Genomic DNA, 16,528 nt, shown 5'->3' with positions numbered 1-16,528 from the left:
CGTCAGCGCGCGTCGCCGGCGACGTATCCCGTCCCCGCTGCGGGGGAATCCGGATCGTCGCCGACGGGGGCGGCGAGGTCGACGAGCGCGAGCCAGCCGAGCAGCCGGGCCGCGCGGTCGCGCCACGTCGCCTCCCAGTCGGGGTCGCGGGCCCGGTCGTGTCGCGGGACCCGATCGCGGGTCGCAGCGAAGAGGTCGGCGGCGGTCACGGGGTCTGCGGGCGAGGCGTCGTCGAGCGCCGCGAGCGCCTCGGGGACGAGCAGCACTCCCTCGCGGAGCCCCTCGCGAACGCGCTCCGGCGTCGGCTCGGCGTCGGCGCGGGAGAACCCGCGGGAAGTCTCCTCGACGAGGTCGAGCGCGCGCATGAACGCGAGCCAGTCGTTCGCCGTCTGCCGGTCGGGGAGGTCGCGTCGCCGGCGGAGGCGGGCGCAGCAGTCGTCGGTGTCACCGGGGACGAGCGGGACCGCGCGCTGGTACTCGCGGAGCGCGTCGAGGTCGGCCGGCGGGTCGGGAACGGGTTTGAGTCGCATCGGTGGGGCGGGATCGCTCGCGGGGTCAGCGGTAGCCGAACGACTCCGCGAGCAGCTCCTCGTCCGTCTCGCCGACGGTGTAGACGGGGCCGTCGACGACGTCGACGGTGACCTGCGCCGGGGCGAACACGCTCTCGGGGACGTCGTAGAAGTCCCAGTCGGCGTCCTCGAACACGTCGACGAACGGGGTGCCGTACTCTTCGCTCGCAGTGGAGACAATCTCGCCGAACCGGTCGTCGTCGCGCGCGACCTGGAGGTGGACCTCGCCGCCGTACGCGAGCGCGTCGTTGGTCCGGCCCATCGCCTCGGTCTCGTCGCGGGTCGGCGGCGCGAGCGGCGCGGAGCCGGAGGCGTGGAGCACGTCCGTCGGCTCGTAGCCGATCTCCAACAGGCGGAAGACGGCGAGCTCGGCGGCGCGGGCCGCGGTCGTGACCGAGCCGGCGGTCGAGCCGGTGGCGAACGTCGGGAGAAAGACGCCCTCGGCGTCGACCTCGGCCAGTTCGGCGACCTGCTCGGCGACCTCTTCGTCCGGCAGCGTCGTCGACTCGATCGCGAGCGTGGCGAACTCCGCGGAGTCGTAGTAGCCGACGCGCTCGAACTCCGTCTCGCGGCCGACGAGCGCGCGGGCGGGGCCGGAGCCGAGCCCCTCGAAGCCGCTCTCGGTGGTCACTTCCCAGCCGGCCTTCTGCGAGCAGAGCAGCGCGACCGCCGGGTGGTCGGTCGACAGCTCGACGTACTGGCGCGGGGCGCCCGCCAGTTCGCCCATCCGCGTCCGGAGGTTCGCGAGCCCCGCCGTCTGGATCTCCGCGAGCAGCAGTCCCGCCTCGACCCCGCCGGCCGCGTCGATCCCGAAGTCGACGACGGTGGCGCCGTTGTCCAGCTCGTAGCCGACGACGTCGAGCTCGCCGGCGAAGTCGAGGGCCTCGTCGACCAGCTCGATCGCGGTCCGATTGATGCTTTCCATGAGCCAGCGTACTCGCTCCCCGTTTAAGGGGTTTGGCTGTTGGACTCGGGAGATCGCGGGTTTCAACAAGAGCGACGCGTATCCGAACGATATCGGTGGCGCCTGCCGCCGAGTGGCCGTCGAAGGCGGCCGCGAGGAGCACGCGCGAGGTCGCCGGCGCTACGCGCCGGCTGCCAGAGGGACCTCTGGTCCCTCGCTGAACGCGGTGAGCGCTCGGAGAGCGCGAACCGCGAGACTGGGGAGGCGTGAGGTGGTGCGGGGTGGGACGCAAAGGGCAGTCGCGAGGCGGGCGTAAACGTTGGAATGACCGCAGGAGCGAGCAGCGCGAGCGACGAGGACCGCACCGAGTGTAAGCCCGCCTCGCGGCTGGGGCTTCGTAGGTGTTCGCCCGGTATCCTACGTGATTCGCTCACATACAATTCGTCGAGTAGTCACCAGAAGCCGCCGTCGGAGTCGCCCGGACCGCCGGCCTCTCCGGGACCGGTCGGGCCGCGGGGGCCGCTCGGCCGTGGGTCGGGGTCGATTTCGACGAGTTCCGTCTCCGCGCTCGGGTCGACCTCCCGGCCCTGGTCATAGCGGACAAACGAGAGGTAGAACGCCTCGCCGCAGCCGACCCCGTCGGCGTCCGGCTCCCGGTACGGCTCGTCGCCGCCGACGTCGGTGCCGCGCACGCCGTCGTGGGGGTCCCACTCGACGCCCTCGCTCTCTCCACAGACGAACCGGACGCCGTCGACGTCGGCGGCGTCGTCGGCTCCGTCGTCCCCGGCCGCATCGCTCTCGCTCTCCGTCTCGCTCCCGCCTCCCGCCTCGTCGGCGTCGAACGGCTCGGTCGGGTCGACGTACGTCCACCCCTCCAGCGGGTACGGCGTCACCGACTTGTCCGCGAGGTACCCCTCGCGTTCGAGCGCGACGAGCGTCCCGCAGTGCGGACAGTAGTACGTGACCGGGTAGCTCATACCTCTCGTACGAGGGCGACCGGTAAACAGCCGTCGCCGCCGCGTCAGCTATTTGATCGTTCCGACCGACGTGTCGGTATCTCATCGGACTCCACTTCGGACGATCCCGGCGAACCTGAATCCGTGGACGACGCGGGCACCCTCGTCACGCGCCGCCGGCTCCTGTACGGCGCCGCGGGCGGCGTCGGCCTCCTCGGGGGCGGCGGGCTCTACGTCGCGAACGCGCTCTCCGGCGACTTCGGCGGCTACGAGGCCCCCGAGGCGCAGCCGATGGTGTCGACTCGGGGGCGACTCGACGACGCCGATCCGACGGCGCGGTCGGGCTCGTGGGAGTTCGGCGGGGCCGACGGAGTGGTCCTGTACGTCCACGGGCTCGGCGCGGACGCCGAGTCGGCCCGCGATCAGGCGTACGCCGCCCGGCTGGGGTTAGAGGCGGCCCCGGAGGCGCCCGACGCCCCGAGCGCGCTTCCTGTCGTCGGCTACTCGTGGTCGTCGAACGCCGACTGGGGACCGGCGAAGCGCACCGCCGACGAGAACGCCGCCCCGCTCGCCGACTGGTTGACCGCGTGGGCGGAAGAAGACGGGCGGCCGGTCCACCTGTTCGCGCACTCGCTCGGCGCCCGCGTGAGCGGGGCGACGCTCAGCGAACTCGCGGCCAGAGGCCGGACGGGCGTCCTCGCCTCCGCGTCACTGTTCGGCGGCGCGATACCGCACGACAGCGTCGGTACCGCCGGGAGGTACGGGGCCGCGATCGCGGCGCTCGACGCCCCCGTCTACAACTTCCACAGCCGGAACGACCGCGTCCTCGGCTGGGTGTACCGCGCCTCCGACCGGACCCGAGCGGTTGGACACGGCGGAGTGGCAGAGTCGGCGACCGCGCCGGACAACTACACCGACGTCGACGTCACCGACATGGTCGCGGACCATTACTCGTACCTCGAACCGGACGCCGGCTGTCTGCCCCGGGCGGTCGACCGGATCGGGTTCGCGTAGTCCGTCGGCGCGCCCTGGGACGCCTCGCCGCCGGCGCGTCCCCGGAACCCCTTTTACCGGCGCGGTCGACCCTTCGGGCATGATCGACGAGACCGTCGCCGAGATCCGGGCGATGCGGACCCACAGCACGTCGGCGGTGGCCGTGAAGGCGACGCGGTCGCTCGCGGACCTGTTGGACCGGGAGTACGTGACCGTCGACGAGTTCGAGCGCGACCTCGAACACAACGCGGGCGTGCTCCGCCGGTCGAACCCCTCCCACGCCGCGCTCCACAACGCGATGCGCGAGGTCGAGCGCTCCATCGTCGGCGAGGCGACGAGCGTCGAGGGCGCGAAGCAGCTCTTGGAGGACGTGATCGCCCGCGTCGTAGACGACATCGAGACGGCGAAAGGCGAGGCGGCGGCCAACGCGGCCGAGCACATCGAAGACGGCGATACGCTGCTCGTCCACGACTACTCGACGACGGTGTTGGAGGCCGTCGAGAACGCCGCGCGCGACGGGGCGCACCTGACCGTCTACGTCACCGAGGCGCGCCCGCGGACCCTCGGTCGCAAGACCGCCCGCGTGCTCGCCGGGATCTCTCGGGTCGACGTCCACATGGTCGTCGACAGCGCAATGGGGTACGCGCTCCGCGACTGCGACCGCGTCCTGCTCGGTATCACGTGTATCACCGGCGGCACGTACTACAACCGGATTGGCACGTTCCCGCTCGTGGTGACCGCTCACGAACTCGGCGTCCCCGTCACCGCGGTCGGCTCGGGGGCGAAGACCATCGAGGAGTTCCGGTTCGAGAACGAGTTCCGCGACGCCGTCGAGGTGATGCGCGAGCCGGTCGAGGACGTCGAGATCGAGAACCCTAGCTACGACGCCACGCCGATCGGAATGATCGACACCGTGATCACCGACGACGGCGTCCGGAACTGATCCCGCTATCGCCGCTGAATCGGCGAGACCCCCGCGAGCGGCGCCGAACGGCCCAAAGCGCTTTGTGCGTGTAGTGTGTTAACGGTTCGTATGAGTGTACACCCGAGTTCGACGGCGGTGTTCCAGATCCCCGACCAGGGGCTGACGGGGGTGGGATGTACGAGCGTCTGGTGCGACCTCGGGGCGATCGCGACGCAGCCGGGCGTCGTCACGGCTGTCGCGGTCGCCGGCGTCCTCGCGCTGCTGACGTTCGCGTACGTCCGCGAGGCCGAGGCCGCCTGCCGCGACGAGCGCCGGCGCGTCCTCGACGAGCGGGACGCGTTCGAGACGTTCGCCGACCGGGTCGGCCGGATTGACACGGTCTCCGTCGCGACGGACGCGACCCCGTCCGGCGTGCCGGCCGCCGCCCTGCCCAGGATCGGCGGCGGCGGGCGGCGACCGGGCGGCGGCCCGGCCGGCGACAACGTCACCCTCAGGCGGGTGCTGGCCGCGTACGAGGACACCGTCATGTCCCTGCCCCACTACCGCGCCGAGTATGACGAGACGACCGCACAGAGCCTGGCCGCCGAGCTGGGTCCGGACACCGCAACGGCGCTGGCGTCCGACGGCGGCCTGTCGAGCGGGGCTCAGTCGGCGCTCGTCGACCGGAGCCGCCACGCCGTCGACGCCCGCGACCGACTCGTCGACGCCATCGATGAGGAGATCGCCGAGCTGGACGATCGCGAGGCCGCGCTGTCGACGATCGACCGCCGCCGCCGTCGGCTGGTCGGGCACATGGACGGGATCCGGTCCGAGAGCGAGGCGGACGCGGCGATCGACGTGTGGAACCGACTGACGGAGCTCGAACGCCAGTGCGACGAACTCGCCGCCGAGCGGCAGGTCTCCCTCGACGACCCCCCGTTGACGCCAGAGACGGCGGGCGACACGGAGAGAGAGCGCCCCTTCTACCACTACCTCTACGGCCCCACCGATGGCCCGCACTACCCGGTGTTGGCGCAGATCGCGGAGGTCGCCGACGGGATCCGCGCGGACAGGGACCGAATCGGCGCGCGGATCGCCGGCGACCACTGACTCAATAAGGGGTCCGACGGGGGAGCCCCGCCCGCTAACTCGCGGGGTGTTGTCTGAGGTCGATCCCGCCGCCCACCGGGAAACTCAAAACTACCGGATTGTTTATGAACGTAGGGTGGGACGAGGGTGTATGAGTTGGCAAGCGGCGGAACGAGCGTTCACGGACGACGCGATCGCCCGGGAGACGCTTCCGCAGATGCTCGAGCGGACCGCGGGGCGGCACGCGGCGCGGACCGCGCAGCGGTACAAGGGGGGGATCTACGACCGCTCGCTCGCCGCCGAGGGCGTGATCGAGCCGGCGCCCGCGGGCGGGTACGCCGACCTGACGTACGCCGAGATGCGCGGGATCGTCCGCGCCCTCGCGGCGGGGTTCCGCGAGCTGGGCGTCGACGACGACACCCGGGTGGCGATGTACTCGCAGACCCGCATGGAGTGGGCGCAGACGGACTTCGCGGCACTGGCCGCGGGGGCCGTCGTGACGACCGTGTACGCCTCCTCCTCATCGGGCCAGCTGCGGTACCTGTTGGAGGACCCCGAGGCGACCGTGATCGTCGCCGAGAACCGCGAGATGCTCGCGGACGTGCTGGCGGTGCGCGACGACCTTGACCACGAGCTCGATGCGATCGTCACCGTCGACGACGTCGACGCGGACGACCTTGAGGGCGACGCGGACGACGTGTACGGGCTCGGCGAGGTCCATGCGCTCGGGGAGGACGCGTTCGACGAGGCCACCTACGAGGGGTGGATCGACGCGGTCAGCGTGGACGACCTCGCCAGCCTCATCTACACCTCCGGGACCACCGGGAAGCCGAAGGGCGTCCGCCTCACGCACGGCAACTTCCGAGACAACGTCTCGCAGTGTTACCGCCGGTTCGCCGACCGGCCCGACCGCGACTCGGACGCCCCCGGGATCTCCGCCGAGTCGACGACGCTGTCGTTCCTCCCGCTCGCGCACGTCTTCGAGCGGATGGCGGGCCACTACATGATGTTCGCGGCGGGGGCGACCGTCGCGTACGCGGAGAGCCCCGACACGCTCCGCGAGGACTTCGGGCTCGTCCAGCCGACGACGACGACGAGCGTCCCGCGCGTTTACGAGAAGCTGTACGACACGATCCGCGAGCAGGCGAGCGAGTCGCCGGTGAAGGAGCGCATCTTCGAGTGGGCGGTCGACGTCGGCCGCGACCACCACGAGGCCGACGACCCCGGCGCGCTGCTCGACGCCAAGCGCGCGGTCGCCGACCGCCTCGTCTTCTCGTCGGTCAGGGAGGCGATCGGCGGGAACATCGACTTCTTCATCTCGGGCGGCGGGTCGCTGTCGGCGGAGCTGTGCGCGCTGTACCACGCGATGGACCTCCCGATCCTAGAGGGGTACGGGCTGACGGAGACGTCGCCGGTCATCTGTGTCAACCCGCCCGAGCGGCCGCAGGTGGGGACCATCGGACCGCCGGTCGTCGACACAGAGATCGCGATCGACGACGGCGTCGTCGGCGAGGAGGTCGCCGACCTGGCGGGCGACGTTGGCGAACTGCTCGTCCGCGGCCCGCAGGTGACGGAGGGGTACTGGAACCGGCCGGACGCGACCGCTGACGCGTTCGTCGACGCCGACGACCTCCCGGAAGCCGCCGTGACCGCCGGCACCCCGCCGGACGAGCGGGTCGGCGAGGGCGAGACCGACCCGGAAACCGCGGCCGCGGAGCCGTGGTTCCGCACCGGCGACATCGTCCAGCTCCGACCGGACGGGTACGTCGCGTTCCGCGAGCGGGCCAAGCAGCTGCTCGTGCTCTCGACCGGGAAGAACGTCGCCCCCGGACCGATCGAAGACCAGTTCGCCGCGAACGAGTTCGTGGAGCAGTGCGTCGTTCTCGGCGACGGCCGGAAGTTCGTCTCGGCGCTCATCGTCCCGAACTTCGAGCAACTGACTGCGTGGGCCGAGGGCGATGGCGTCGACCTCCCCGAGGACCGCGCCGCGGTCTGTCGTGACGACCGCGTCCGCGACCGAATCCAGGAGGAGGTCGACCGGGTGAACGAGGAGTTCGAGTCGTACGAGCAGATCAAGCAGTTCCGGCTCGTCGAGGAGGAGTTCACCGAGGCGAACGACCTGCTCACGCCGACGATGAAGAAGAAACGGCGGAACATCTTGGACCGGTTCGCCGACGAGGTCGAGGTGATCTACGAGGAGTAACGCGGACGGAAGGTGCCGAGACTAGAAACCGATAACTGTCGCGAGGGAGTAGACGTGTCGATGGACCTCCGCGTCCCGCCCAAGTACGGGTTCGCCGCTTTGGCGGGGTGTTGTTTCGGGCTCGGCGCGCTCCACCTGACACACGCGGGTCCACCCGTTGGGATCGCACTCGAATCGGCGCTGATTCTCTGCCTCTCGGGCGTCGTCTTCTACACCGCCCACGACCTCCCGCAGTGGGGGATATCCCGCTCGGGCCAGTGGCGCGCGGTACGGATCGGCGCGGGGACGGCGCTCGGGTTCGGCGTGCTCGCCGGCGTCGTCTGGGTAATCTGGCTGATCGGCCACCACGCGTTCAAGCTCTCCTTCCTGGTCTCGTTCGCCGCCAGTCTCGGCGCGGCGGTCGGATCGCGCGGGAGCCTCTACGCGGTGAAGGCCGACGAACAGCTCACCGAGGCCCAGGAGCTCGCGACGCTGCTCTCGATCAACGACCGGGTGTTGCGCCACAACATCCGGAACGAGCTCTCCGTGGCGCTCGGCTACCTCACGAAGATCGAGGACGCGGACGGGAGCCCCGAGACCCGACAGCGAGTGGCGACGATCCGGGATCACTTGGAGTCGCTCCTCGAGACGAGCGATCGGACGCGACGGCTCGCGTCGATCTGGCGGACCGACGCGCGCTGCTCGGTGGACCTCGTCGCCGTCGTCGAGAAGGAGGTGGCGAAGCTGACCGCAGACGCGCCCGAGGCGACGATCCGCACGGAGCTCCCGGAGCGCTGCGTGGTCCGGACGCACCCGTCCGTCCCGGTCGCGTTCGAGGAGGCGCTGCGGAACGCCGTCGAACACAACGACGACGTGACTGTGACGGTGCGCGTGTGGCGCGACGACGGCGTCCACCTCGTCGTGGCGGACGACGGGCGAGGCATCCCGCAGATCGAGCGACGGACGCTCCGGAACGCGGAGGAGACGCCGCTCGAACACACCGAGGGGATCGGGCTGTGGCTGATATACTGGGCCACGACTCGGGCAGGCGGAACGGTAGAATTCGCGGCGAACGAGCCGCAGGGAACAGCGGTTCAGATCCGACTCCCCGACCGACCCGGCTCGGACGAGTCGGAGGGCGTAGAGCCGGGCGACTTCGAGCCGGAGGATTTCGAGCCAAACGGGGATCGACTCTGAGAGCGCCGGTCAGAAAGTGCCGGATCCCGGCAGAACTGAAGAGACGACGAGTTCGCGGGCGCTAGGCCGTCGACGGCGCGGACTCCGGTCGGTCGTCGCGCTCGACCGAGTCGCCGTCGGCCGGCTCCGACTCCGTCACGGGGTCGCCGAACGCGTACACCGTGTTGTGGCCGGTCACCTCGACGGTGAGGAAGTCGCCAACCTCGACGCCGCGGTCGGACGCCCCTTGGACGATGATCTGGCGGTACGCACCGTCGCGGCACTTGACCGAGTCGCCGGTCCCCTCCTCGACGACGAGCACCTCGAACGTCTCGCCGACCATCGACTCGTACGCCTCGCCGACGACCTCCATCTTCAGCTCGGACATCGCCTTCGAGCGCTCCTTCTTGACGGTCCCGCCGAGACCCTTCATCTCGGCGGCGTCGGTGCCGGGGCGCTTCGAGAAGCGGGTGACGTTGATCTTCTCGGGGCGGACCTTGGCGAGCAGGTCCATCGAGCGCTCGTGGTCGGCCTCGTCCTCGGTGGGGAAGCCGACGATGAAGTCGGTCGACAGCGTCCAGTGGTCGAGCCGCTCGTCGAAGGTGTCGACGACCTCGCGGAACTTCTCGACGCGGTGCTGCCGCCGCATGTCTTCGAGCACGTCGTCGGAGCCGGACTGGACCGGCGCGTGGATGAAGTCGTACAGCTCCTCGTTCTCGGCGAACACGTCGGCCAGCTCCTCGTGGATGCCGTGGATCCCGCCGGGGTTCGCCATCCCCAGCCTGACACGGAACTCGCCGTCGATGTCGCAGATCCGATCGAGCAGTTCGGGGAGCTTCCGGTCGCCGTTATCCCAGCCGTAGACGCCCGTGTCCTGACCGGTGACGCGGATCTCCTTCGCGCCGGCGTGGATCAGGGCCCGCGCCTTCTCGACGTTCTCCGCGACCGACGGGGAGTCGACTCGGCCGGTCGCGAACTTGGTGATACAGTACGAGCAGTTGCTCATACAGCCGCGAGCGATGGGGAGGATGCCGACGACGCCGTCCAAGACCGGCTCGGCGTCGGGCGTGACCGTCGGACACTCGCCGTTGAGCACGTAGGTCGGGACCTCGTCCCAGTGGAGGATCTCGGCGTCGACGTCGGCCTCGGCGAACATCTCACCCTGCGCGAGCGCCATACAGCCGGTGACGACGAGCTCGGCGGTCGTCTCAGACAGCTCCTCGGCGCGGCGGAGCATGTTCCGCTCCGTCTTCTCGACGACGGTACAGGTGTTGAGGATGGCGACGTCCGCGTCTTCCGGGCCGTCGGCCGGTCGGTGGCCCCCGTCGCGGAGGGCGCGCTCGATCTCCCGGCTCTCGCCCCGGTTCGAGCTACAGCCGTAGGTTTCGATGTGGTACGTCGCCATCGGAGTGAATACGTTATTGGCCCCGCGGGCAAAAACGCGACGGATCGGGGCGTGGAAGGCGGCGGGTCGGCGCCGTCGGGAGTCAGTCTTCGGCGACCGCGGCGGCCGGCGCGTCGGCCTCGGAGGCGGACTCGGCCGTCGCCTCTGGCTCGTCGACACCGTCGCGCTCGGCGGGCGGCACGGCCTGGTAGACGGAGCGGCGGGCGTCCCGGGGGCAGAGCCCCTCCTCGACGAGGCCGACCTCGGTGAGCTTCTCGACCGCGAACCGGACGGTGCGGGTCGAGAGTCGGGTCTCCTCGGCGAGGCCGGTCTGGTCGAACCGCCCCTCCGCGTCGAGCACGTAGTAGACCAGCTTGGCGCTCGGCGGGAGCGGTTCGAGCAGCTCGCGGGTACCTTCGTCCATACGTCATTTACAGGGGCGAATCGCGCATAACCGTGGCCCGCCTGTGCGCGGCCGGCGCACGCCAACCCGCCTTTTATATACTAGTTCTGCTGGCGGAACTCGAACCGAGCGCCGTCCACGTCGTCGATGGCGAATTCCCACCCGTGTGCGGCCGCGATCTCGCGGACGATCGCGAGGCCGAAGCCGGTGCCGTCCGAGGTGCTCGACCGCCCGTACTCCGCCGCCTCCTCGGGGTCGATGTCGAAGCCGTCCCCGTCGTCCGCGACGTAGAAGCCGTCCAGCAGCGGGCCAACGGAGACCGTGAGACCGCCAGTCGCGCTCGCGGCCTCCGAACCGTCAGCGGTTCCGTGTTCCGCGCTGTCGTCGGGCTCCGTCCGACTGCTCTTGGAACCATGTTCCACGCTGTTCCTGAACAGGTTCTCGAAGAGCGTCCGGAGCCGTTCCGGGTCGGCCTCGACATCAACGGAGGCCCGGGAGAGGTCAAGCGTCGCGTCCTCGGTGTCGACGGTGCGCCACGCCCGCTCGGCGGCCGCGTCGAGCGAGACGGACTCGATCTCGTCGACCGTCTGCCCTTGGCGCGCGAGCGCGAGGAGGTCGTCGATCAGCTGCTTCATCCGGTCGTGGGCGGCTTCCACCTGCCGGAGCTCTTGGACGACCGCCTCGTCGTCAGTCACGGCGCGCGCGAGGTCCGTCCGGCCGGCGGCGACGTTGAGCGGGTTCTGGAGGTCGTGCGAGACGAAGCCGGCGAACTTCTCCAACCGCTCGATCTCGCGCTGGAGCGCGGCGTCGCGGTCGCGCAACTGCTCGGTCCGCTCGGCGTGGTCGAGCGCGACCGTGACGTTCGCCGCGAGGACGCGGGCCAACTGGAGGTCCGTCTCGTCGAAGAACGCCGGCTCCTGCGAGCCGAGCGGCATCACGCCGTGGTCGCCGAGCGGCACGGCGAGGAGGCTCCGGAGGTCGCCGTATCCGACCGTGGTGTCGACCGCCTCGAGGTCGTCGACGACGATCGGCTCGCCGGAATCGAAGGCGTCCCAGACGAAGCCGTCGCCCGGACCGAACGCCGGCCGCTCCCCGAACGCCTCGGTCGCCTCCCGGCTGATCGCCGTCGGACGGAGACGGTTGGCCGACGGGTCGTACAGCCGGACGCCGCTGTTCGGGAACTCGAGGGTGTCTATCGCGGCGCGGGCGGCCACCGCGGCGACGTCCTCGCGGTTCTCGCCGCCGAACATCTCCCGCGTCGTCGCGTGGAGCTTCCTGAGGGTCTGTTGGACCCGCTTCTGCTCGTCGATGTCGGCGTAGATGGAGTACACCACCGACTCCTCCGGCTGGACGACGGGGATCGCGTGGAGGATGAAGTTGCGCAGCCCGTCGGTGGTCCGGCGGCGCACTTCGAGCCTGATCGGTTCGTCGTCCCGGACGAGGCTCTCGTGTTCGAACTGGTCGGTGTCCGGCGGAATGACCGCGTCGGAGACCTCCTCGTACGTCGAGCCGGCGGCGTCGTGGCCGAACGTCTCCACGAAGGCGTCGTTGGTGTTCGTCAGGCGCCTCGTCCCGTCCCCGTCGATGACCGTCGACGCCATCGGGAGCGGGAGGTTGTCGTACAGCGCCGCGAGGCGGTCCCGCTCGGTGCGGAGCTCGGTCTCCGTCCGGATCCGGTCGATCGCGTTCGCGGCGTGCGAGGCGATGAGCTCGGCGAACTCGACGTCGCTGTCGCCGAAGGCCGCGTAGCCGTCCGAGACCGCTTGGAACACCCCGTACGGCCCGATCGGCACGCTGATCGCGGAGCGGACGTCGTCGGAGACCGGCTCCGCGACCTCCGCCGTGTCGAGGGGCTCCGGGCCGCCGACCCGGTCGTGGTCGGGCGCCTGCGGCCCCGAGCTAGCCGAGTCCGCCGGACTCTCCAGCTCGTCCGGGTCGGCCGGGTCGACGCTGAGGTTGTCCACCACGACGGTACGCTGTTCCCGCGCCGTGTAACCGACCACGCCCTCGTCGACGTCGAACGTGCGGATCTCGTCGGACGAGACGCTCTCCGACCGGACCACCGGAACGAGCCGATCGCCGCGCCGCCGGGCGACGACGCAGCGATCGAACTCCAGGATCTCCTCGGCGACGTCGATGACGCGGTCGAACACGGTAGGGACGTCCTCGACGTCCGCGAGTCCGGTCGCGAACCGGTGGATCCCGGTGATCTGGTCGTTCACCTCCCGGAGGTCGCGCTCCGCCCGCCGCCGGCCGAGCGCGTTCGCGACGCTGTTGGCGAGCATCTCGTAGCGGTCGCGCCCCGACCCCTTCTGGAGGTAGTCGGTGACGCCGGCCGAGATGGCCTTGCTCGCGATCTCCTCGCTCCCCTTGCCGGTGAACAGGACGAAGGGGACGTCGGGATCGACCCCGCGGACTGATTCGAGGAACTCCAGCCCGTTGTGGCCCGGCATGTCGAAGTCGCTGACGATACAGTCGATCGACCCCTCGCGGACGACATCGAGCGCCTCGTCGGGCGAGAGCCGCGTGACTGGTTCGACGCCGTCGAGCAGCCGCTCGACGTGGGTCGCCGCGAGGTCGGCTGCCCCGGGTTCGTCGTCGACGAACAGGATGCGCGTCGCGACGTCGTCGGCCGGTCCCGACCGCTCGGGAGCCTCCGCGCCGGAGCGAGGCGGCGGGTCGTCGGGACCTGAGTTCATGAACAAACGTTACGCCAGCGGTAATTTTACCTTTCGCTCTAACTACCGGGATTGAAAACTAGAACCGCCGTCGGCGCGCCCGGACGCGGGGGCGCGAGACGTCTACAGGAAGTTCTCGACGTGGTCGGCGACCTCCTCGGGAGTGTCGCCGACGGGGACGCCCGCGTCGTTGAGCGCGTCGATCTTCGACTGCGCCGTGCCCGTCCCGGAGCCCGAGACGATGGCGCCCGCGTGGCCCATGCGCTTGCCCGGCGGGGCCGTGCGCCCGGCGATGAAGCCGGCGACCGGCGTGTCCATGTGCTCGCCGATGAACTTCGCGGCCTGCTCCTCGTCCTCACCGCCGATCTCGCCGCACATCACGACCGCGTCCGTATCGGTGTCGGCCTCGAACGCCTCGAGGGCGTCAACGAAGGACGTGCCGATGATCGGGTCGCCGCCGATGCCGATGGCGGTCGACTGGCCGAGCCCGCGCTCGGTGAGGTTGTCGACGACCTGGTAGGTGAGGGTGCCGGAGCGAGAGACCAGCCCGACGTTCCCCTCGGAGAAGATGTTCCCGGGGAGGATGCCGAGCTTCGCCTCGCCGGGCGTGATGATCCCGGGGCAGTTCGGGCCGATCAGGCGGGTGTCAGTCTCGCCCAGGCGCTTGTTCACCTTCGCCATGTCCTGAGTCGGAATGCCCTCCGTGATCGCGACCGCGAGGTCGAGGTCAGTGTCGAGCGACTCGAAGATCGCGTCGGCGGCGAACGCCGGCGGCACGAAGATGACGGAGGCGTCCGCGTCCTCGGCCTCGACGGCCTCGTCGACGGTGTCGTAGACCGGGACCCCGTTGACCTCCTGCCCGCCCTTGCCGGGCACCGCGCCGGCGACGACGTTCGTGCCGTACTCAATCATCTGGCCGGCGTGGAACTTCCCCTCCCCGCCGGTGATCCCCTGGACCACCACTCTGGTGTCGTCGTCGACGAAAATGCTCATTGGGTCACCTCCTCAGCGTTCGCGACAGCGCGCTGGACCGCGTCCTCCAGCGTCTTCTCGACCTCGACGAGGTCGGTGTTTAGGATCTCCATCCCCTCCTCGGCGTTCGTGCCGGCGAGCCGGACGACCACCTTCTTCGGGATCTCGTCGAACTGTTCGAGCGCCTCGTTGATCCCCTTGGCGACCTCGTCGCCGCGGGTGATCCCGCCGAAGATATTGAAGACGACAGCGTCGACGTTGTCGTCGGAGAACACCATGTCGAGCGCCTGCGTGACCCGCTCGGCCTTCGCCCCGCCGCCGATGTCGAGGAAGTTCGCGGGCGCGCCGCCGTAGTAGTCGACTAAGTCGAGCGTCGTCATCACGAGCCCAGCGCCGTTGCCGATGATGCCGACGTTCCCGGAAAGGCGGACGTAGTCGAAGCCGTACTCGCCGGCCTTGCGTTCGAGGTCGTCCTCGTAGGATGCCTCGGCCATGTCGGCCAGGTCGGACTGGCGGAACAGCGCGTCCTCGTCGATGTTCATCACGGCGTCAGCGGCGACCACGTCGCGGTCGCCGGTGATCATCACGGGGTTGACCTCGATCTCGGAGGCGTCGTTCTCCTCGTAGAGGTCGTACAGCGTCGAGAGGATCGACGCCACGTCGAGCGCCACGTCGGCGTCGACGCCGGCCTCGTAGACGACCTTGCGGGCCTGGTACGGGTGGAGGCCGAACGCGGGGTCGACGTGTTCGCGCGCGATCGCGTCGGGGTTCGACTCGGCGACCTCCTCGATGTTCACGCCGCCCTCGGTCGACACCATCAGGACCGGCTTCCCCTCGCCGCGGTCCATCGTGACGCCGACGTACAGTTCGTCGACGAAGTCCACGCCCGCCTCGACGAGGACCTGGTCGACGGTGTACCCCTTCAGGTCCATCCCGAGGATCCCGTCGGCGTACTGCTCGGCCTCCCCGCGGTCGGTCGCGATCTTGATCCCGCCGGCCTTGCCGCGGCCCCCCACATGGACCTGCGCCTTGATCGCGGCCGGGTAGCCGATCTCGTCGACGGCGTCGAGCGCTTCGTCGACGCTCGTCGCGAGCCGGGAGTCCGGTACCGGGATCCCGGCGTCCGCGAAGAGAGACTTCGCTTGATATTCGTGAAGTTTCATCCGTGTGGGATCGGTACCGACACCGGCTTAAATGGTTTCGATTCGGCGCGGACCGCGGTCGCAGCCGGGGCCGAACCGCAACCGAGGAGAGCCGCAAATCGGGAGACAGCGGCGTCGACGGCGCCGATCGGTACGCCTTTTGTCCGTCCGGCGTCTGCGGACCGCATGGATCCCGCCGAGTTCATCGAGGGCGGAACGGTCAGCGTCTCGGACGAGACGTACGCGGTCTGCCGGACCGACGGCGACCACCCCGACGCGTTCGCGACGGTCCGGGAAGCGAACGAGACGACGGTCGTGATCGAGGAGGAACGGGTCGACGCGGTCGAGGCCGACGCGGTCGAACACGGGTGGAAGCGGCTCACCTTCGAGATGGAGCTCCCCTTCGAGCTCGTGGGGTTCCTCGCGGCGGTCGCGACGGTGCTCGCCGAGGTCGATGTCTCGGTGTTCGTCGTCTCGTCGTACGCGACCGACCACGTGTTCGTCAAGCGGGACGACCGCGCCGACGCCGTCCGGAAACTCGAAGCGCTGGGCTGTGAGGTCGACGGCTGACGGCGGTGTCGGGCGTGACGATCCCGGTCGCCCGGCCTAGATCCGGGACTAACCCCGGTGCGGACCGCGCGGGATCTGTGATCGGGGACACGTTTTCCACGGCGGACGCCCATAGAATCGCCATGACTACGCGCCGCGAAGAGCTGGAAAACGCGTTCTGGAACCGTCATTCGAACCCAAAAAGCGGGTGGAGTCGGACGGCCGTGCTCCCGGCGCTCCTGTACGCGATCTATCGGCGCGATTGGCGGCTGGCGACGGCTGCGGCGGCGTTCGCTGCGCTGAATCCGCTGCTGTTCGCGCCGCCGGAAAACGACGATGCGTGGATGACCCGCGTCGTCCGTGCCGAGCGATGGTGGCGGGAGACGGACCGGGGGTTCCTCGACACCTCGTACCCGAACCTGCTCAACGTCCTCAACGTTCCGGCGACGCTTTACGCGGTCGTGGCTGCGTACCGCGGTCGACCCGTGCGGGCGGCAGTGGCCGGGTGCGCGGCGATGGGGCTCAAGTTCTGGTACGTCGCCGAACTCGCCCGCCGGTACGAGGGCGAGAACGAGTGAACGGTCGCCGCATCTCGACGAGCCGGGTCCGGGTCGGGCACCGGCCGGG

General features: G+C 70.0%; 15 protein-coding genes. 7 read left to right on the top strand and 8 right to left on the bottom strand.

Going from position 1 to position 16,528, the window contains the following annotated elements; all coding sequences use genetic code 11:
• Positions 1 to 2: 2 nt before the first annotated feature.
• The 3 genes from ABNG04_RS09240 to ABNG04_RS09230 form a co-directional block, all read right to left on the bottom strand.
• Positions 3 to 530 carry a double winged helix-containing putative transcriptional regulator gene (locus ABNG04_RS09240; RefSeq protein ID WP_371162040.1) on the bottom strand — a complete coding sequence of 176 codons (528 nt, stop codon included), beginning with the start codon at positions 528 to 530 and terminating at the stop codon, positions 3 to 5.
• A gap of 25 nt (positions 531 to 555) precedes the next feature.
• Positions 556 to 1,494 carry a methenyltetrahydromethanopterin cyclohydrolase gene (gene mch / locus ABNG04_RS09235; RefSeq protein WP_371162038.1) on the bottom strand — a complete coding sequence of 313 codons (939 nt, stop codon included), beginning with the start codon at positions 1,492 to 1,494 and terminating at the stop codon, positions 556 to 558.
• Between the two features lie 431 nt (positions 1,495 to 1,925).
• On the bottom strand, positions 1,926 to 2,450 hold the full coding sequence (locus tag ABNG04_RS09230) for a DUF7969 family protein (protein WP_371162037.1): 525 nt from the start codon (positions 2,448 to 2,450) through the stop codon (positions 1,926 to 1,928).
• Between the two features lie 270 nt (positions 2,451 to 2,720).
• On the opposite strand from ABNG04_RS09230, the gene ABNG04_RS09225 reads away from it, so the two are divergent.
• From ABNG04_RS09225 to ABNG04_RS09205, 5 genes are all read left to right on the top strand, one after another.
• Positions 2,721 to 3,443, top strand: a complete 723-nt coding sequence (locus tag ABNG04_RS09225) for a DUF726 domain-containing protein (protein ID WP_371162674.1) — start codon at positions 2,721 to 2,723, stop codon at positions 3,441 to 3,443.
• 79 nt (positions 3,444 to 3,522) lie between these two features.
• A complete protein-coding gene (locus ABNG04_RS09220; protein ID WP_371162035.1) occupies positions 3,523 to 4,365 on the top strand; it encodes an eIF2B alpha/beta/delta subunit family protein in 843 nt (280 codons plus the stop codon).
• Between the two features lie 90 nt (positions 4,366 to 4,455).
• Positions 4,456 to 5,436, top strand: a complete 981-nt coding sequence (locus tag ABNG04_RS09215) for a DUF7260 family protein (RefSeq protein ID WP_371162034.1) — start codon at positions 4,456 to 4,458, stop codon at positions 5,434 to 5,436.
• 130 nt (positions 5,437 to 5,566) lie between these two features.
• Positions 5,567 to 7,618 carry an AMP-dependent synthetase/ligase gene (locus ABNG04_RS09210; protein WP_371162032.1) on the top strand — a complete coding sequence of 684 codons (2,052 nt, stop codon included), beginning with the start codon at positions 5,567 to 5,569 and terminating at the stop codon, positions 7,616 to 7,618.
• A gap of 60 nt (positions 7,619 to 7,678) precedes the next feature.
• Complete coding sequence (locus tag ABNG04_RS09205) at positions 7,679 to 8,794, top strand: sensor histidine kinase (protein ID WP_371162030.1); 1,116 nt, start codon at positions 7,679 to 7,681, stop codon at positions 8,792 to 8,794.
• Between the two features lie 61 nt (positions 8,795 to 8,855).
• Here the strand turns inward: ABNG04_RS09205 and ABNG04_RS09200 are convergent, their stop codons facing one another.
• The 5 genes from ABNG04_RS09200 to sucC all read right to left on the bottom strand — a co-directional run bounded on the left by ABNG04_RS09200 (position 8,856) and on the right by sucC (position 15,373).
• Positions 8,856 to 10,178 carry a tRNA (N(6)-L-threonylcarbamoyladenosine(37)-C(2))-methylthiotransferase gene (locus tag ABNG04_RS09200; RefSeq protein WP_371162028.1) on the bottom strand — a complete coding sequence of 441 codons (1,323 nt, stop codon included), beginning with the start codon at positions 10,176 to 10,178 and terminating at the stop codon, positions 8,856 to 8,858.
• Between the two features lie 82 nt (positions 10,179 to 10,260).
• Positions 10,261 to 10,581 (bottom strand): ArsR family transcriptional regulator, encoded by a 321-nt coding sequence (locus ABNG04_RS09195; protein WP_371162027.1) that lies wholly within the window; start codon positions 10,579 to 10,581, stop codon positions 10,261 to 10,263.
• An 80-nt stretch (positions 10,582 to 10,661) separates the two neighbouring features.
• Positions 10,662 to 13,259 (bottom strand): hybrid sensor histidine kinase/response regulator, encoded by a 2,598-nt coding sequence (locus ABNG04_RS09190; protein WP_371162025.1) that lies wholly within the window; start codon positions 13,257 to 13,259, stop codon positions 10,662 to 10,664.
• A gap of 102 nt (positions 13,260 to 13,361) precedes the next feature.
• Positions 13,362 to 14,231: a succinate--CoA ligase subunit alpha gene (gene sucD, locus ABNG04_RS09185; RefSeq protein ID WP_371162023.1), complete on the bottom strand. Its 870-nt coding sequence runs from the start codon at positions 14,229 to 14,231 to the stop codon at positions 13,362 to 13,364.
• Positions 14,228 to 15,373, bottom strand: a complete 1,146-nt coding sequence (sucC, locus tag ABNG04_RS09180) for an ADP-forming succinate--CoA ligase subunit beta (protein ID WP_371162021.1) — start codon at positions 15,371 to 15,373, stop codon at positions 14,228 to 14,230. The genes sucD and sucC overlap by 4 nt, the downstream gene beginning before the upstream one ends.
• 165 nt (positions 15,374 to 15,538) lie before the next feature.
• Here sucC and ABNG04_RS09175 point away from each other — a divergent pair, with 165 nt between their 5' ends.
• Both ABNG04_RS09175 and ABNG04_RS09170 read left to right on the top strand, forming a co-directional pair.
• Positions 15,539 to 15,922 (top strand): ACT domain-containing protein, encoded by a 384-nt coding sequence (locus tag ABNG04_RS09175; RefSeq protein WP_371162019.1) that lies wholly within the window; start codon positions 15,539 to 15,541, stop codon positions 15,920 to 15,922.
• Positions 15,923 to 16,044: 122 nt separating this feature from the next.
• Positions 16,045 to 16,479: a DUF6653 family protein gene (locus tag ABNG04_RS09170; RefSeq protein ID WP_371162018.1), complete on the top strand. Its 435-nt coding sequence runs from the start codon at positions 16,045 to 16,047 to the stop codon at positions 16,477 to 16,479.
• Positions 16,480 to 16,528 lie beyond the last annotated feature (49 nt).

It is taken from the genome of Halorubrum miltondacostae (assembly GCF_041379815.1).
GTDB lineage: Archaea > Halobacteriota > Halobacteria > Halobacteriales > Haloferacaceae > Halorubrum > Halorubrum miltondacostae.
Note: the sequence above shows the minus strand (reverse complement) of the source record. Positions and strands in the feature narration are given on the sequence as shown.

Excerpts from the sequence above, each read along its gene's own strand:
- ABNG04_RS09210 (WP_371162032.1), top strand. The coding sequence starts at position 5,567 with ATGAGTTGGCAAGCGGCGGAACGAGCGTTCACGGACGACGCGATCGCC.
- sucD (WP_371162023.1), bottom strand. The coding sequence starts at position 14,231 with ATGAGCATTTTCGTCGACGACGACACCAGAGTGGTGGTCCAGGGGATC.
- ABNG04_RS09175 (WP_371162019.1), top strand. The coding sequence starts at position 15,539 with ATGGATCCCGCCGAGTTCATCGAGGGCGGAACGGTCAGCGTCTCGGAC.
- ABNG04_RS09205 (WP_371162030.1), top strand. The coding sequence starts at position 7,679 with ATGGACCTCCGCGTCCCGCCCAAGTACGGGTTCGCCGCTTTGGCGGGG.
- ABNG04_RS09195 (WP_371162027.1), bottom strand. The coding sequence starts at position 10,581 with ATGGACGAAGGTACCCGCGAGCTGCTCGAACCGCTCCCGCCGAGCGCC.
- ABNG04_RS09215 (WP_371162034.1), top strand. The coding sequence starts at position 4,456 with ATGAGTGTACACCCGAGTTCGACGGCGGTGTTCCAGATCCCCGACCAG.
- ABNG04_RS09190 (WP_371162025.1), bottom strand. The coding sequence starts at position 13,259 with ATGAACTCAGGTCCCGACGACCCGCCGCCTCGCTCCGGCGCGGAGGCT.
- ABNG04_RS09240 (WP_371162040.1), bottom strand. The coding sequence starts at position 530 with ATGCGACTCAAACCCGTTCCCGACCCGCCGGCCGACCTCGACGCGCTC.
- ABNG04_RS09230 (WP_371162037.1), bottom strand. The coding sequence starts at position 2,450 with ATGAGCTACCCGGTCACGTACTACTGTCCGCACTGCGGGACGCTCGTC.
- ABNG04_RS09170 (WP_371162018.1), top strand. The coding sequence starts at position 16,045 with ATGACTACGCGCCGCGAAGAGCTGGAAAACGCGTTCTGGAACCGTCAT.
- mch (WP_371162038.1), bottom strand. The coding sequence starts at position 1,494 with ATGGAAAGCATCAATCGGACCGCGATCGAGCTGGTCGACGAGGCCCTC.
- ABNG04_RS09220 (WP_371162035.1), top strand. The coding sequence starts at position 3,523 with ATGATCGACGAGACCGTCGCCGAGATCCGGGCGATGCGGACCCACAGC.
- sucC (WP_371162021.1), bottom strand. The coding sequence starts at position 15,373 with ATGAAACTTCACGAATATCAAGCGAAGTCTCTCTTCGCGGACGCCGGG.
- ABNG04_RS09200 (WP_371162028.1), bottom strand. The coding sequence starts at position 10,178 with ATGGCGACGTACCACATCGAAACCTACGGCTGTAGCTCGAACCGGGGC.
- ABNG04_RS09225 (WP_371162674.1), top strand. The coding sequence starts at position 2,721 with ATGGTGTCGACTCGGGGGCGACTCGACGACGCCGATCCGACGGCGCGG.